Source organism: Photobacterium lipolyticum, from assembly GCF_003026475.1.
GTDB lineage: Bacteria > Pseudomonadota > Gammaproteobacteria > Enterobacterales > Vibrionaceae > Photobacterium > Photobacterium lipolyticum.
This window is the reverse complement of record NZ_PYMC01000008.1, coordinates 178,592-192,636: the sequence shown is the minus strand read 5'-3', so window position 1 is coordinate 192,636 and position 14,045 is coordinate 178,592. Positions and strand designations below refer to the sequence as shown.

Here is a 14,045-nt window from a genome sequence, read left to right as displayed (position 1 = left end):
GTTGGGTGTTTTGTTTGAACGATTTTTAAGGTTAATGAAAGTCAGCATTGCGACACAATAAACTCAGGGTACGGAAGTCTTTGTCATCACAGGCATCATGACAGATCAGCAACCAACGCTGCTGCGCTGCCTGTTTCACTTTAAGCAAGATAAAATAACGCGTGATCACTTTGATTTGGATGATTTGCCAGGATTGTCGCTGCCAGGTGACCTGCCCCGACACAGTGATACTTATACGGCCTTGATGCCGAAAACTGTACTGCCATAGCTGAAGCCATTCCAGCCATAAACATTCAATAATAATAACCGCGGCAATGAAAGGAATAGCGGAACGAAATACGGCAAGCAGAAGAAACATTGCCGCACAAAGATATAACAGGCTCAGTGCGGCAATGGCAAGTTTGGAAGGACGTAATAAAAGATCAGCGAAGTTTGCTGTTGTTGTGGGCAACAATTTTGTCCACCATTGCCGCATGCGCTGGGTTTTCACTACGACCGTGACCCATCATCCAGGTGAACAAATCAGGATCGTCACATGTCAGTAATGAGACTAAATCGTGTTGTTCCTGCTCTGACAAATCGTCAAAACACTCTTCAAAAAAAGGCATGATAAGCACATCTAGCTCAAGCATACCACGGCGGCATGCCCATTTAAGGCGTGCTTTTTCATCTGCACTCAACATATACAACCTCAATTATCTGTCTGACCGTTCCTGGCGATAAGCATGTTTGCCCTATACCGCTCTAGGATTTGCCACCAATATTAACAGCCGCTTCCCCCCTCGACCATGAGCAAAAACAAGCAAACAGCCAAGATGAGACATATGATCAAAAATAGTACGCTACTTCAGTCAGGTATTATTTTCGATAATCACATCAGCAGGCTGACAAATGGTAGCCAGCGATTTAACATAGTGGTCATAAAGTTATTCACCATATATTTGTGATGGCCAGTCTCACGCCCTGCCGTTTCATTGCCTCGCAAGCAAGAAACCGTGATTTGAGCTGCCGTTACAAAGTTAATCATGGAATGTCCTATGAGCACCTGGTCTAACGCACTGAATTTCAAAAAAATCCCATTGACAGCACAAGATAACCTGCCTGACCTGGCTTTGGTTAATCTGGATGATTGGGGCCTGGTCACCCTGATCGGTGATGATAAAAAATCCTATCTGCAAGGTCAGGTAACCTGTGATGTGGTTTCATTACCGGCAGATGCTTCAACCTTAGGAGCCCATTGTGATGCCAAGGGAAAAATGCGCACAATCTTCCGCTTGTTCAACCACAATAACGGTTATGGTTTCCTACAACGCAAAAGCGTAATGGCCAGCCAACTGCCTGAACTTAAGAAATACGCTGTTTTCTCTAAGGTTGATATCGAAGCAAGCGATGACGTATTACTTGGCTTAACCGGCGAAAGTGCACAAGCTGTCGTTGATCAACTTTTCACCGGCGAAGGTGATGTCCGTGTTATTAAAGCCGGTACCGCTGTTAAAATTGACGAAGACCGTTGGTTATTGGCTGTCACCGCAGAGCAAGCAGAAACAGTCGTAAACGCCATTGTTGAGGCCTACAATGACGTGCGGTTATCTGATAGCACGCTGTGGGATCTGTACGACATCCAATATGCTATTCCCCGTATAGATGCAGCAACAGAACTTGAATTCATTCCGCAGGCAATGAACTTGCAAGCCGTCGATGGCATCAGCTTTAAAAAAGGCTGCTACACCGGTCAGGAAACGGTCGCTCGCGCTAAATACCGTGGCATCAATAAACGTGCGATGTATATCGTCAGTGGTGAAGCGGCGCAGTGCCCGCAAGCGGGTGATGCATTAGAGCGAAACATCGGTGAAAACTGGCGTAAAGGCGGTACGCTCATTGCGAGTTATCAGTATGCCGATAACCTGGCTGTCGCCCTCGTGGTACTGCCAAACGATCTGGATTCAGGCACCCGATTCCGTCTTGCAGCACAACCAGAATTCATCTGGACGAAGCAGGATCTGCCTTACACGTTGGAAGACGAGTAAGTCATGAACACGTCCGTTATTAAATTCTTAGAAAAAGAAGGCGTCGACTATCGACTCCTTCCCCATACAAAGCCAGCCAAAACCATTGAAGACGCGGCGAAAGAGCGCGGCGTCGCTCCGGATCAGATGGTGAAATCAATTTTGCTGCGAGACATGAGTGGTTTTCATGTCTTAGCCTGTGTACCTGGCCCCGCTCAGGTTGATCCAACCAAAGTACGTGCGATGTTTGGTTGCCGCCGCATGACCTGTGCCGATGCCACGGACGTCGAAAAAGTCACGGGCTTAGTGATCGGCACGGTGGCTCCGGTTGGTTTAAAACACCCCTTGCCGCTCATTTTTGATCATGCGATTAAAAAGCACCATAAGGTCAACATCAGTAGTGGCGACCGCATGGCGGGTGTCGAATTGGAAACAGAAGATTTACTGATGTTATGCGATCCAATGTTCGCTGACATTTGTCGCTGACAGATCTTATTCACTAACGGCGGCCTCACTAACAACGGCTTTGGGGGCCGTTTTTCTGTCAGCTTGACCACAATTTACGGCCAATGATTCATTTTGTTACATCATGGTGTGGCATATTTAATAAAATGACCATTGGTCGCTTTTGAATAGTTTTTCATCAATGTAGAATAACCTCTCAATAAATGAATTAATTATATTTATTGAGAAGGACCCTCCATGCCCCAGCAAATGATCAACCAACAAGCGATCTCCTGTGATCAATGTGACTACCACATCAACAACGTTCATCCGCAACCTTATGTCATGGATCAGCATGGCAATCGCGTTACCGCCAACTCCCTGAGTCATACCTTCGAAAACATCTATGGTGTTAGTAAGCACACCATTAATGCCGTCCTCAACGGTCAAATTAACGATGCCGCTGCCGAAGCACTACAAAAAATGATTTTGAACTTGAGTGGTAAGCTGTATACCCATAGCTGCCAAGAGTGTGCCGCCCACTTTACGTTAGATCCCGCGAAAGATAAGCATGCCTGTCCGCACTGCTGGTCCCAGAGAATCGCTCAGATTAACGATGGAGATCACTGCCCTAAATGTGGTGAAGGTAAACTGAACTAAATTGGCGCCAAGCCGCCCCCGACCATAAAGGCGCAGACGCGCCTTTATGTATTTTATGCTTTAGAAATCGTCTTGTTGACTTTCCCCAGACTTATCAGCAGTGTATATGCCTGTTGGCAGAAGTGGGAACCAAGTAACATGAAAGATATCAACTGGCGTGGCGTTGACCTCAATTTGCTAGTGGCTTTTTCAGCCCTGATGGAAACCCGGAGCGTAACAAAAGCTGCCGCCAAGCTCTCGATTGGTCAGTCAGCAATGAGCCATAACCTGTCACGGTTACGTCTGCTAATTAACGACCCGCTGTTTGAACGTCAGGGTCATCAGATGATCGCCACCCAGAAAGCCGCTGAACTGGCTCCCACCATCGAAAATATCTTAAACCTGGTGACGACTCAGATTTTGCAGCCAGATAGTTTCGAGCCTCAGCATTATTCAGGCACTTTCCGGATTGGTTTAACCGACTACGCAGAGCTACTGTTTGCGCCAGCTCTCTTTGACGCGATCACCCGGCTAGCCCCCCAGTGCCAGCTTAGCTTCTGCAATGTAGATAGAAATAACTACAACGATAAATTTAATGGCCAAGACGTTGATATAGTGATCGGCTCTATGAGCAACCTGCCAAAAGAATTAGTGAGCCAATACCTTTATACTGAGGATCATGTCTGCCTGTTTGACAGTGAAGCGACCGGACTAAGAGCACCGGTTAGTCTGGCACGTTATATCATCACGCCTCATGCCTTAGTTACGCCGGATGGTAAATTAGCCAGTCAGATCGATAATCAATTGCACGATCAGGGATTCACTCGCCACATAGCGGTGGGGGCGAGTAACTTCCTGACCATACGCCATCTGCTAAAAGGACGGAACTTACTCTGTGTCGTTTCACAATTAATGGCACGACTGGAGCTATTTAATGACGAACTCGTCCAGTGCCCGGCTCCGGTTGAGATCCCGGACTTTGATATCAATATGTTGTGGCAGCGTCGAAATAGCAGCCACCCGAAAATTGAGTGGCTGCGCCAAGTGGTCAGCAAGACCATTACTCAACGAGTCGCATCATTGCGTGGAGAAAAATGATGCGGTGAAAAGATCTAAGGCGCGTTAGGGGAATATCATACAGAGTTAGCGCCAGGCTCCTGTATTTGATACAGCTTATGGGTATCACAGACTTCGTCACAATCGCATTCTTTATCAACACCGACGGTGGCCAAACCACCGCAACTACCACTAATGGTTTTCTTTTTCACAATCCAACCTATCGCCATTGCAGTAATTACCAATAAGAAAACAACCAGAGTTAATACAAATACCATTACTTAAACCCTCCGATCTTAGTCAGACCTTGGATCGACAGATTTCTATTCATCATCATACCAATTTTTGCTGGTTCTGCTTTTTTCTTACTGCCACAACCGCACCCGCAGTCCCCTTTTTCACGCTTACAGGGACGGCCTTGCTCTGCTGCCGTTAGCGCCACCTTTGCCACATTCCCTGCGATCACGGCTTCCACAGAACTACGTGACGGTACTTTACTCACGGCAAATCCAGCATTTAATAAACGCCCCAACGAGCGCTGGCCGATATTGCCAAGCACAACCTCTTTCACGCCAAATTCACCTAATTGACGCTGAATAATTTTCTTATGTTTGCAGCCAAGTTCTTTGCTGCCTCCATTTTCAATACGAGCAATCATCTCCCCTTGCGGATCAAAAACCATAAATGCCGCAGCTTTACCGAAATGACCGGCGACTTCAGAGCGAGGAGTAATTGCAATTGCAATAGACATATCAGTGTTCCTTTATTTCAGCCTCAGCGCATGGCTGGAGAGTTAATGAAGATGAAGCGGTTATTGCTGGTTTCAACAGGGCGGTTTCTTCTTTTTGAGTTGTCTCATGCATGTGCGCAGCTTGCAAATCGATAGCCTGTCCAGTGACCAATGCCTGTGCTACTTTCTGACGAGCACGCGACACAATATTTCCCAGCGTCTGACGAGAAACTCCAAGTTGCTTGGCCGCTTCTATTTGGCTGAGGCCATTCATGTCAACCAGACGTATTGCCTCCAGTTCATCCGCTGCCAGCTCAATCGACGCCAGCTGTGACATTGGCACACCATTAGGTTTAAAACAGCTGTATGCCGGACGACAACCAATCCGGCGTTGAATTTTAGGTCTTGCCATCGCACCCTCATTTTTGGCATAAGCTAACAACCCATGCATTATTGGCCTATGCCAGTAACCTTTTATTGATCCAACACAAACTGTGGCATCAATTCTCGCAATTTTCCGCCCCAAGGAAGCAAGTCAGACATTCATCCGGACACGTATTGAACAACTGGGAAATGATATTTCAGAAGATCATGCTATTTATAAGCGAGAAGAAAACGAACATTGCACAAAAAACAGACCGAAAAGCGAAGTCATTTTACACTACTGACCGCAGCGATAGATGAATAAAATGGCGTAACACAATAATAAACAACCATAAATCCGGCGAAATATTTGTATTTAAAATAAAGCCACAAGACAAGGCCCTGTTTATCCAGCCCCACTATCGCAGAGTATTATTCTGCAAGCTAATATTTACCACTAAAAATAACCTACTCAATTGAATTTAACATTATTATTATGCTGATAAAGTCACAAAAGTGTCATGCAAATTGTTTTATAATACTTCGCGTTAGGAAAACCAGACAAGGTTGAGCTTTTTATGCGCATGTTCAAACGCTACTTGCCGAAGTTAATCGCTAAGCATGTAAGTCGTTTATTTAGTGGAAGAATTTATATTGATGGCCGAGGAGGCTATCATTTCGACAAAGGAATGTTGCTTGTGCCAGTACAAGCCCAGCAGCGGCATTATCAAACCGTCAATGAGGTTAACCAAGAGATAAAACGTTTGAAGGAAATCTGCCGAGAGCATTAATGCCCGGCATGAATCTCTTTTTGAGGATCTCTGTTTATCTAAGCCCACAGATTGTGGGCTTTAAAATTAACAGGTTATACTCATCGGGATAAAGCCCCCCGATGGCGATCACTCCGAATCATCCACCAGATCCTGATAGCTCTCAGCATCGAGTAAATCGTCAAACTCCCCTTCATCTTCAGCTTTTATCTGAAATAACCAGCCATCACCGTAAGGATCGCTGTTTACCAGTTCGGGAGAACTGTCTAAGTCTTCATTCACCGCAATGACCACCCCGGTTAACGGCGAATATACATCAGTTGCCGCTTTCACCGACTCGGCAACCGCGCAGTCATCACCCGCCTCAATGCCGGTATCCAGATCAGGTACATCAACAAACACCATATCGCCCAACATTGACTGAGCATGATCGGTAATGCCGACAGTAAAAACGCCATCCCCTTCAGGGCGAACCCATTCATGGGTATTGGTAAATTTCAATTCAGAGGGAACATAACTCATTGTGTAACTTCCTTATGAAAAGACTGCTTATCACTCGATAACTGGTTCGGTTCAAGCAGATGATTTAAGACCCAAACGCCTCAGCCCCATGTCAATTCACCATGATATGCACTGAGAGAACACCTAACTAATCAGTCTGGTACAACTACAGCCTACAGTTTTTGCTGTAACTCACCCGGCATCGATTTCCTGTTATTTACTGTAGGTGAAAAAATCCCTTTTGTGATCAATTTATCTTTGTTATCTGGCAGATAAAAAAAACCATCTCAATAGAGATGGCTTCAATATACGGTTTAATACCGATTGGTATTAATACTTAGCTAGTTCAGGTAACTCACCCGATAAACCCAGAGCCCTGCGCATAAACTCATCTTTGACTCCCGGCGCTTTATCCGCAATCAACATACCCAGATCCCGCACCAGCTTTTTAGCCGGGTTGCTTCCGTCGAATACATCCCGGAATGCCTGCATTGCGGTGATCATTTTAGCGGCTTCCGCTTTTCGCCAGCGCTCATAATGACGCAAGTTGGCTTTCTTGCCGATATCCTGTTCATGGTGCCACAACGCTTTGAGCTCCTGAGCCAGACTTGCCGCATCGAGCAAACCGAGGTTCACGCCCTGTCCCGCTAAAGGATGAATGGTGTGCGCGGCATCACCGACTAAAGCAACACGGTCGCGGACAAAGTCGCGGGCATAACGCATTTTCAGTGGGAACGTCTGGCGTTCACCATCGACTTTACATAAACCTAAACGGTGATCAGAAGCAGCAGTGAGTGACTTATTAAATTCTTCGTCACTTAACCCACACAACAGCTCTGCCTCTTCCGGTTGCACAGACCAGACAATAGAGCATAAGTTGCTTTCAGCTAAGGGCAGGAAGGCCAGCGGCCCTTGCGGACGGAAGATCTGGCGGGCAGTTTGATCATGGGCTTCATCACAACGGATATTGGCAACAATTGCACTATGACCGTAATCCCAGTGAGTCAGTGGAATATCCAGCTGGTGACGGACCCAGGAGTTAGCGCCGTCCGCACCGACCACCAGCTTGGCTGTCAGGTTTTTGCCCGATTCCATGCTTAGCCAGGCTTCGCTTTCACCGAAAGCGATGTTCTTACAACGTTCAGGCGCCAGCAGGGTCACATTGCTCAACTGGTTAACGCGATCCAGCAGCGCCAACTGAATGACCCGGTTTTCTACGATGTAACCTAAATTCGGCTGAGCTAAACGTTCGGCATCAAATTGAATGCTGGCAAAGCTATCTTGCTCCCAGACCTCCATTTTGCTGTAAGGGCTCAGACGACGGGCTTCAATACCCGGCCAGGCACCGGTCCGGCGAAGAATACGTTCGCTGGCTCGGCTTAATGCGGAAACACGTAAATCCGGTAATGGAGCAAGTTCAGGGGCAGGCAGCTGGCCTTCAATTACGGCAACACGCAACTCGGTGTCTGCTAACGCAGCGGCCAGGGTTAAACCAACCATTCCCCCACCAATAATGGCAACATCAACACTCTGCATCATTATACCAATTCCATTAATTATCTTTCGACCTGTCCCATCGCACGCCTTAGCAGCGGTGCTTTTAACGTATCAAAAATATTCATTGCCATCAGGCCGATATTACGGCCAGCAACAAGAGGAAAGCTGTCATTGGCAAAGAGGCTCACCAGCCCTGATGTCATTGCGACTGTCGCCTCACGATCCGGCATGCGACGCTGGCGGTAACGGCTTAACATCGCAGCACTGCCTGCATCTTCGCCCTGCTCGAGACCACGCACGATCTCTTCGGCCAGTGACATGACATCACGCAGTCCTAAATTAAATCCTTGTCCGGCAATCGGATGCAGCGTTTGAGCCGCATTACCCACCACGGCGACACGGTGCGAGACCAGAGACTGTGACTGGCGCAGCAATAACGGATAGGCTGCACGTTGGCCCGTTTTAACTAACTGGCCTAAACGCCAGCCAAAAACCTGCTGTAACTCAGCCAGGAACCGCGCATCGTCCCAGCCCATTACCACGGCCTGATGCTCGGGCTTAATGCACCACACCAGTGAACTCCGCCCTTCTGACATCGGTAACAAAGCAACCGGGCCATAAGGGGTGAAACGCTCAAAAGCTCGGCCCCGATGCGCTATTGCGGTGGTTATATTGGCAATCACGGCCACTTGTTCAAAGTCGTGTTCAGTGCGAGGTATGCCTAACAGTTTGCAACAACCCGACAAGGCACCATCAGCCGTCACCAGTAGCCGGGTTTGCAGTTGCTCTCCCGACTCGAGGGTTAGATTGACTTGCTGCCGAGTACGTGAAATACCAGTGATCGTTGCCGGGCAATAGAGATCGGTCTGATCCTGCTCATTAAGCAGCTGATGAAACAACGCGCCGGTATCAGCCAGTTCAACCACATAACCCAGCGCATCAACCGCCATCTCTTTCGCATCCATACGAACCATACCCGCATGGCCGCGATCAGAGACATGGATATGAGAAATCGGGGTCGCGACATTGGCCAGTTTCGACCAGACCCCAATTTTATCCAGCAGATTGGCAGAGCCTAAAGATAACGCGATACTGCGCGCATCGTAACCCGGGTGCTGCTCCAGTTTAGGTTTGACGGCTTCAACAACCGCAATACGCAACCCCCTAACACTATCGCAACGATTGCCACTGAGTTTATTCAGTGCAATTGCCAATGCCGCGCCGGCCATCGCGCCCCCGGCAATCACAACATCATACTGTTTCACATCCAGTCCCTTAGCGTTAATAATTAATGCTGCGTCGTTTTTTCACCCTGACCAATACCAGGGATATTCGGCTCTTCAACGGCACCTGGACGCTGGCTCAACTCAACCAGACAGGTCAACACGCACTCAGGTACATAAGCGACCACATTATCGAACAGCTGCTCCTGCTCTGCCATGTCTTCATCTTCATCGATGCCTAATTGGGCGATCTCTTCCAGCACCGAAACGGCTTCAGTCACTTCCGGAGACAGCTTGGCTTTTTCCAATCCCATCAAGCCCAAACCTGAAATAAAATTAGTGGCCCACTCACTCAATGCTTCGGCACGCAGCATCAGCTCGGCCTCTTCGGCGGGCAGCAGTAAAGAAATGTTGAATTCGTAATTAGCCAGTTCAGCAGCCGTTGAGGTAAACAGTATTGTCGCTAATCCACCCAGCTCGGTTGAGGCTGCATCAAATACCGCCCGTACTGCCGCTTTCGCACCATCAGTTAAAGGTTCACCCTCGTTGGCGTAGTCGCTTACCGGACCGATCCAGCTTTCATCGTCTATCGCCAGGCCACCGCAGATCATGCCGCTCAGCAGGCCGTGAAGCTCTGATGGAGAAGCCGCTAAACCGTGATCCTTTAATGCTGCATCAACAGCGTCATATGCGGGTATTTTTACTTCGCTCATGGGTGTTTCACCTTCGTCTCATTGGTGCCAATATTAATTGTGTTATGCTACCACTTAGCCTCAAGTCAGGCTAATACCCTTTCTGGAAAGCTTGGGCTATGTTTGCAGTTGCAGCAGATTGCAGCAGACTGGTTAATATCTGATTAGTCAGTGACTCATCCATCTAAAGCGTGATGAGTGAGCTTGCATGTTGAAAAGGCTTTTTCTATATTATCTTCCCATTGCAAGCAGAATGCTAAGCAGACAGTATTCTGGCACGGAGCTGATTAAAGATTTATGAGTACTCAGACAGTTGAAATTCAAGTTTTAGGCAGGTTCTTAAAGGTAAACTGTCCATTAGGTCAGGAAGAAGCATTGCAAGAAGCAGCGGCAGATTTTGACCAGCGCTTGAAAGATCTGTCTGAGCGCACAAAGGTAACAAACACCGAGCAACTACTGATGTTTGCCGGCTTAAACGTGTGCAACGAAATGCACACAGAGCGTAGAGAACATAACGGCAGTGCTTCAAATTTATCCAATAGAATCAGTGAATTAACAGAAACTTTGGATAAGGCATTGCAAAATCAACCAAAGCGTTGATAATGAATTGACCCTGGGGTGTACGTCAGCGTATTAACGTCCCCGAGCCGATAAGCAAAAAAACAGGATTGGCTGCCTATTAGCTATTGAGCATGCTCAGCCCGACTGAGAAGCCTGCGGTTAATGTTGCTGATCCACCTTGAACATCTGGTTCAAGGGCCACAATGCGCAACGGCACCCTGGGGCATACCCTCTACTCTATAGTAACGAGAATCGAAATTTGAGATTCTAGAAACTCCTCCACCAGATGCTCGCTCTATAATTACCCGAACAACCTCTGTCATTGGATGACCTATGAGTTCACCTGTTCAACCATCTTCTTCTCGCCAGCACATTCGCCAACACATTCGTCTGCGTCGCCGCGGCCTTAGCCCTCTGCAACAACAGCATGCCGCGCACGATCTACTCATACTATTCCAACAGGTGGCGAGTGTTATCGACGCCCATCATATTGCACTGTATTTATCCAATGACGGTGAAATCGATACTCAGCCACTCATTGACTGGCTGTGGCGGCACGGTAAATCGGTCTACCTGCCCGTCCTGCATCCTTTCAGCAAAGGCCAGTTGCTGTTTCTGCATTACACTCCAGATACACGAATGACGCTGAACAAATATCAGATCCAAGAGCCGGTATTAGATATTCGCTTGGTCAAGCCGGTGAATGAACTGGATCTGATCTGCACCCCGCTGGTCGCCTTTGATAGTACCGGTCAGCGCCTGGGAATGGGAGGCGGTTATTATGACCGTACGCTCAATCGCTGGCACCATGAAAAGCAAGGCCCACGCCCGCTGGGGTTGGCTCATGACTGCCAGCAGGTCGAAAACCTGCCGTTCGAAGCCTGGGATGTCCCTTTACCCGAAATCATCACCCCCTCCTGTCATTTTTCCTGGTGATGATCGAATACTGACGTCTTTCCTTCATATACGCACCCACGCAAACGTTTGGTTTTAATGTGCTACAACTATCTCCGCTAACTATATGTTATTAATAGATTTATGATTTCTGAATATGAGAACAGCGATCTCAGTCAAAATTTGCCCTGACGTACCACACACTCTTAGTTATAATCAGCGCTCCGCGCAACGTGATACCAAACTGAACAATTATCTGATCCAACCAGAAAATTGTTCAGTTTGGTATTAGCCATTACTAGGAGAAAGGCATGACACAAGATGAAATGAAGAAAGCGGCTGGCTGGGCTGCACTGGAATACGTTACAAAAGGCAGCATTGTCGGTGTAGGGACAGGCTCAACCGTTAATCACTTCATCGACGCACTGGAAACCCGTAAAGAAGAGATCAAAGGGGCTGTTTCAAGCTCGGTCGCTTCTACTGAACGTCTGGAACAAATCGGCATTCCGGTTTTTGATGCCAACGACGTTGACGGCCTCGATATTTATGTTGATGGTGCCGACGAAATCAATGGTCAATATGACATGATCAAAGGCGGCGGCGCGGCACTGACGCGCGAAAAAATCGTTGCTGCAATGTCCAAAAAATTCATCTGCATTGTTGATAATACTAAACAAGTAGACGTTCTGGGCCAGTTCCCTCTGCCTGTTGAAGTGATCCCAATGGCACGTTCATTTATCGGCCGTGAGCTGGTGAAGCTTGGTGGCGATCCGGTATACCGTGAAGGTGTTGTGACAGATAACGGCAATATCATTATTGACGTGCATAACATGGCAATCACTGACGCGAAGGCGATGGAAGATAAAATCAATGCCCTGCCAGGTGTGGTGACTGTCGGTCTGTTTGCTCACCGCGGAGCGGATGTTCTGCTGGTTGGCTCGCCTGACGGTGTGAAAAAATTCGAGAAATAAGCAATCATAGCCGTTGCTTATGTTATTAGATTACGAAACGGCATAATTTATGCCGTTTTTTATTATCTTTTTTGTAATATTCTTACCCATACTGGTTATTATTTGATACTTTAATGAACAGCATGTAGCTATCATTTGAGTGTAAGCCTCAGGCTACTGGCGCGCAGGAAAAGGATATTACCCGCAGCCGCTACACCATTATTCCTTTTCAGTTCAGCATCGCCGGTTGCCCAACCTGAGTTCCTGCCACTCATGTTTTAAAGGATGAGAACCCAATGGCTAAAATTTCACTGGATAAAGAAAAAATTAAAATTCTCTTATTGGAAGGGCTTCACCCTTCTACACTTGAGGTTTTACAGCAGGCTGGTTATACCAATATTGAATACCATAAAGGTTCGCTTGCCGGTGACGAACTGCTCGAAGCGATCAAAGACGCTCATTTTGTTGGTATTCGCTCGCGTACTCAGCTAACTGAAGAAGTCTTTGACTCAGCTAATAAGCTGATGGCTGTGGGTTGTTTCTGTATCGGTACCAATCAGGTTGATCTTGCAGGAGCTAGCAAACGGGGTATTCCGGTTTTTAACGCCCCCTTCTCAAATACCCGAAGTGTCGCTGAGTTAGTACTGGGAGAAATCCTGCTGCTGCTTCGTGGTATTCCGGAAAAGAACGCCAAAGCCCATCGCGGCGAATGGCAGAAGTCCGCCGATCATTCTTATGAAGCGCGAGGCAAACGCTTAGGTATCATTGGCTACGGTCACATCGGTACTCAGCTCGGTATTCTGGCTGAAAATCTCGGTATGCGAGTCTATTTCTACGATATCGAAAACAAGCTCTCTCTGGGTAACGCCACGCAGGTTCGCTCAATGACCGAGCTGCTCAACAAGTGTGATGTGATCAGCCTGCATGTGCCGGAAACCCCTGACACTCAAGATATGATGGGCGCTGATGAATTTGCTCGCATGAAACCAGGGGCGATTTTCATCAATGCCGCGCGTGGTACTGTGGTTGAAATTGATGCGTTATGTAGCGCACTGGAAAGCAAGCACCTCGCGGGCGCTGCGATTGACGTATTCCCGGTAGAGCCTAAAACCAATCAAGACCCGTTCAAATCACCACTGGCGCAATTTGACAATGTGTTGTTGACACCGCATATCGGTGGCTCAACCCAGGAAGCGCAGGAAAACATCGGGATCGAAGTAGCCGGTAAGTTAGTTAAATATTCCGATAATGGTTCAACATTGTCAGCGGTTGGCTTCCCTGAAGTGTCACTGCCCGAGCACCGCAACTGTTCGCGTCTATTGCACATTCATGAAAATCGCCCAGGGATCCTGAATCAGATCACCACGATCTTCGCCGCAGAAGGGATCAACATTGCCGCCCAGTATCTGCAAACAGGTGCCAAGATCGGTTATGTGGTTATCGATGTGGAAACCGAGCGCTCGGAAGAAGCCCTCCGTAAGCTAAAAGCAATCGACGGCACCATTCGTGCCCGTATTCTGCATTGATCAAAACGGCAGAATCGAGAGACTAGTTTCGAGATTTGAGATGCGAGATGCGAGATTAGAGATTAGAGATTAGAGATTAGAGAAAGGAGAGCATTCGCTCTCCTTTTTGTGTTTTAGTCCTATGGTCCGGCAGACTCTTCGAGTCAGCTTTTGAAGTCAAGTTTTTGATTTTCCTCGTCACTCGAAACTAGAA

18 protein-coding genes, 1 other RNA gene and 1 pseudogene are annotated in these 14,045 nt (G+C 47.6%); 10 read left to right on the top strand and 10 right to left on the bottom strand.

Annotated features, from left to right (window positions below; translation table 11 throughout):
* Nucleotides 1-31: 31 nt before the first annotated feature.
* From C9I89_RS13060 to C9I89_RS22530, 3 genes are all read right to left on the bottom strand, one after another.
* Nucleotides 32-451, bottom strand: coding sequence for a protein YgfX (locus C9I89_RS13060; RefSeq protein ID WP_170107696.1), 420 nt, complete (start codon nt 449-451; stop codon nt 32-34).
* Entirely contained in the window at nt 423-683 is a 261-nt protein-coding gene (locus tag C9I89_RS13055; RefSeq protein WP_107283774.1) for an FAD assembly factor SdhE, read from the bottom strand. Before C9I89_RS13055 ends, C9I89_RS13060 begins: the two co-directional genes overlap by 29 nt.
* A 188-nt stretch (nt 684-871) precedes the next feature.
* Nucleotides 872-1,027: a hypothetical protein gene (locus C9I89_RS22530; RefSeq protein WP_170107695.1), complete on the bottom strand. Its 156-nt coding sequence runs from the start codon at nt 1,025-1,027 to the stop codon at nt 872-874.
* A 10-nt stretch (nt 1,028-1,037) separates the two neighbouring features.
* Here C9I89_RS22530 and ygfZ point away from each other — a divergent pair, with 10 nt between their 5' ends.
* From ygfZ to C9I89_RS13035, 4 genes are all read left to right on the top strand, one after another.
* Complete coding sequence (gene ygfZ / locus C9I89_RS13050; RefSeq protein ID WP_107283773.1) at nt 1,038-2,027, top strand: tRNA-modifying protein YgfZ; 990 nt, start codon at nt 1,038-1,040, stop codon at nt 2,025-2,027.
* A 3-nt stretch (nt 2,028-2,030) separates the two neighbouring features.
* Nucleotides 2,031-2,492, top strand: a complete 462-nt coding sequence (locus C9I89_RS13045) for an aminoacyl-tRNA deacylase (protein WP_107283772.1) — start codon at nt 2,031-2,033, stop codon at nt 2,490-2,492.
* A gap of 216 nt (nt 2,493-2,708) precedes the next feature.
* Complete coding sequence (locus C9I89_RS13040) at nt 2,709-3,110, top strand: hypothetical protein (RefSeq protein ID WP_107283771.1); 402 nt, start codon at nt 2,709-2,711, stop codon at nt 3,108-3,110.
* A gap of 138 nt (nt 3,111-3,248) precedes the next feature.
* Nucleotides 3,249-4,187, top strand: coding sequence for a LysR substrate-binding domain-containing protein (locus C9I89_RS13035; protein ID WP_107283770.1), 939 nt, complete (start codon nt 3,249-3,251; stop codon nt 4,185-4,187).
* A gap of 35 nt (nt 4,188-4,222) precedes the next feature.
* On the opposite strand, the gene nqrM is transcribed toward C9I89_RS13035, so the two are convergent.
* The 3 genes and pseudogenes from nqrM to C9I89_RS13020 form a co-directional block, all read right to left on the bottom strand.
* Entirely contained in the window at nt 4,223-4,423 is a 201-nt protein-coding gene (gene nqrM, locus C9I89_RS13030) for a (Na+)-NQR maturation NqrM (RefSeq protein WP_107283769.1), read from the bottom strand.
* Complete coding sequence (locus C9I89_RS13025; RefSeq protein WP_107283768.1) at nt 4,423-4,896, bottom strand: NifB/NifX family molybdenum-iron cluster-binding protein; 474 nt, start codon at nt 4,894-4,896, stop codon at nt 4,423-4,425. Before C9I89_RS13025 ends, nqrM begins: the two co-directional genes overlap by 1 nt.
* A gap of 115 nt (nt 4,897-5,011) precedes the next feature.
* Nucleotides 5,012-5,287 (bottom strand): annotated as a pseudogene (locus C9I89_RS13020) (DUF134 domain-containing protein); the annotation flags it as partial.
* A 529-nt stretch (nt 5,288-5,816) separates the two neighbouring features.
* Here C9I89_RS13020 and C9I89_RS13015 point away from each other — a divergent pair.
* Entirely contained in the window at nt 5,817-6,029 is a 213-nt protein-coding gene (locus tag C9I89_RS13015; protein ID WP_107283767.1) for a DUF1107 domain-containing protein, read from the top strand.
* Nucleotides 6,030-6,137: 108 nt separating this feature from the next.
* Here C9I89_RS13015 and gcvH read toward each other — a convergent pair whose 3' ends face one another.
* The 4 genes from gcvH to C9I89_RS12995 all read right to left on the bottom strand — a co-directional run bounded on the left by gcvH (nt 6,138) and on the right by C9I89_RS12995 (nt 9,942).
* Nucleotides 6,138-6,530 carry a glycine cleavage system protein GcvH gene (gene gcvH, locus C9I89_RS13010; RefSeq protein WP_107283766.1) on the bottom strand — a complete coding sequence of 131 codons (393 nt, stop codon included), beginning with the start codon at nt 6,528-6,530 and terminating at the stop codon, nt 6,138-6,140.
* A 309-nt stretch (nt 6,531-6,839) separates the two neighbouring features.
* Nucleotides 6,840-8,048: an FAD-dependent 2-octaprenylphenol hydroxylase gene (locus tag C9I89_RS13005; protein WP_170107694.1), complete on the bottom strand. Its 1,209-nt coding sequence runs from the start codon at nt 8,046-8,048 to the stop codon at nt 6,840-6,842.
* Nucleotides 8,049-8,065: 17 nt separating this feature from the next.
* Entirely contained in the window at nt 8,066-9,271 is a 1,206-nt protein-coding gene (gene ubiH / locus C9I89_RS13000; protein WP_107283765.1) for a 2-octaprenyl-6-methoxyphenyl hydroxylase, read from the bottom strand.
* Between the two features lie 23 nt (nt 9,272-9,294).
* Nucleotides 9,295-9,942 (bottom strand): UPF0149 family protein, encoded by a 648-nt coding sequence (locus tag C9I89_RS12995; RefSeq protein ID WP_107283764.1) that lies wholly within the window; start codon nt 9,940-9,942, stop codon nt 9,295-9,297.
* Between the two features lie 276 nt (nt 9,943-10,218).
* Between C9I89_RS12995 and zapA the strand changes: the two genes are divergently transcribed.
* From zapA to serA, 5 genes are all read left to right on the top strand, one after another.
* Entirely contained in the window at nt 10,219-10,521 is a 303-nt protein-coding gene (gene zapA / locus C9I89_RS12990) for a cell division protein ZapA (protein ID WP_107283763.1), read from the top strand.
* Nucleotides 10,522-10,528: 7 nt separating this feature from the next.
* Nucleotides 10,529-10,711, top strand: a non-coding RNA gene (gene ssrS / locus C9I89_RS12985) — 6S RNA.
* A 104-nt stretch (nt 10,712-10,815) separates the two neighbouring features.
* Nucleotides 10,816-11,418, top strand: a complete 603-nt coding sequence (locus C9I89_RS12980; protein ID WP_107283762.1) for a 5-formyltetrahydrofolate cyclo-ligase — start codon at nt 10,816-10,818, stop codon at nt 11,416-11,418.
* A gap of 269 nt (nt 11,419-11,687) precedes the next feature.
* The gene (gene rpiA, locus C9I89_RS12975) at nt 11,688-12,347 is read left to right on the top strand and encodes a ribose-5-phosphate isomerase RpiA (RefSeq protein ID WP_107283761.1); all 660 of its coding nucleotides are present in this window, start codon (nt 11,688-11,690) and stop codon (nt 12,345-12,347) included.
* Between the two features lie 275 nt (nt 12,348-12,622).
* Nucleotides 12,623-13,852, top strand: a complete 1,230-nt coding sequence (gene serA, locus C9I89_RS12970; protein WP_107283760.1) for a phosphoglycerate dehydrogenase — start codon at nt 12,623-12,625, stop codon at nt 13,850-13,852.
* The last annotated feature ends 193 nt before the right edge of the window (nt 13,853-14,045 follow it).

Excerpts from the sequence above, each read along its gene's own strand:
- zapA (WP_107283763.1), top strand. The coding sequence starts at position 10,219 with ATGAGTACTCAGACAGTTGAAATTCAAGTTTTAGGCAGGTTCTTAAAG.
- C9I89_RS13035 (WP_107283770.1), top strand. The coding sequence starts at position 3,249 with ATGAAAGATATCAACTGGCGTGGCGTTGACCTCAATTTGCTAGTGGCT.
- C9I89_RS12980 (WP_107283762.1), top strand. The coding sequence starts at position 10,816 with ATGAGTTCACCTGTTCAACCATCTTCTTCTCGCCAGCACATTCGCCAA.
- nqrM (WP_107283769.1), bottom strand. The coding sequence starts at position 4,423 with ATGGTATTTGTATTAACTCTGGTTGTTTTCTTATTGGTAATTACTGCA.
- C9I89_RS22530 (WP_170107695.1), bottom strand. The coding sequence starts at position 1,027 with ATGATTAACTTTGTAACGGCAGCTCAAATCACGGTTTCTTGCTTGCGA.
- C9I89_RS13005 (WP_170107694.1), bottom strand. The coding sequence starts at position 8,048 with ATGATGCAGAGTGTTGATGTTGCCATTATTGGTGGGGGAATGGTTGGT.
- C9I89_RS13045 (WP_107283772.1), top strand. The coding sequence starts at position 2,031 with ATGAACACGTCCGTTATTAAATTCTTAGAAAAAGAAGGCGTCGACTAT.
- C9I89_RS13025 (WP_107283768.1), bottom strand. The coding sequence starts at position 4,896 with ATGTCTATTGCAATTGCAATTACTCCTCGCTCTGAAGTCGCCGGTCAT.
- C9I89_RS13055 (WP_107283774.1), bottom strand. The coding sequence starts at position 683 with ATGTTGAGTGCAGATGAAAAAGCACGCCTTAAATGGGCATGCCGCCGT.
- serA (WP_107283760.1), top strand. The coding sequence starts at position 12,623 with ATGGCTAAAATTTCACTGGATAAAGAAAAAATTAAAATTCTCTTATTG.
- C9I89_RS12995 (WP_107283764.1), bottom strand. The coding sequence starts at position 9,942 with ATGAGCGAAGTAAAAATACCCGCATATGACGCTGTTGATGCAGCATTA.
- C9I89_RS13040 (WP_107283771.1), top strand. The coding sequence starts at position 2,709 with ATGCCCCAGCAAATGATCAACCAACAAGCGATCTCCTGTGATCAATGT.
- ygfZ (WP_107283773.1), top strand. The coding sequence starts at position 1,038 with ATGAGCACCTGGTCTAACGCACTGAATTTCAAAAAAATCCCATTGACA.
- rpiA (WP_107283761.1), top strand. The coding sequence starts at position 11,688 with ATGACACAAGATGAAATGAAGAAAGCGGCTGGCTGGGCTGCACTGGAA.
- gcvH (WP_107283766.1), bottom strand. The coding sequence starts at position 6,530 with ATGAGTTATGTTCCCTCTGAATTGAAATTTACCAATACCCATGAATGG.
- C9I89_RS13015 (WP_107283767.1), top strand. The coding sequence starts at position 5,817 with ATGCGCATGTTCAAACGCTACTTGCCGAAGTTAATCGCTAAGCATGTA.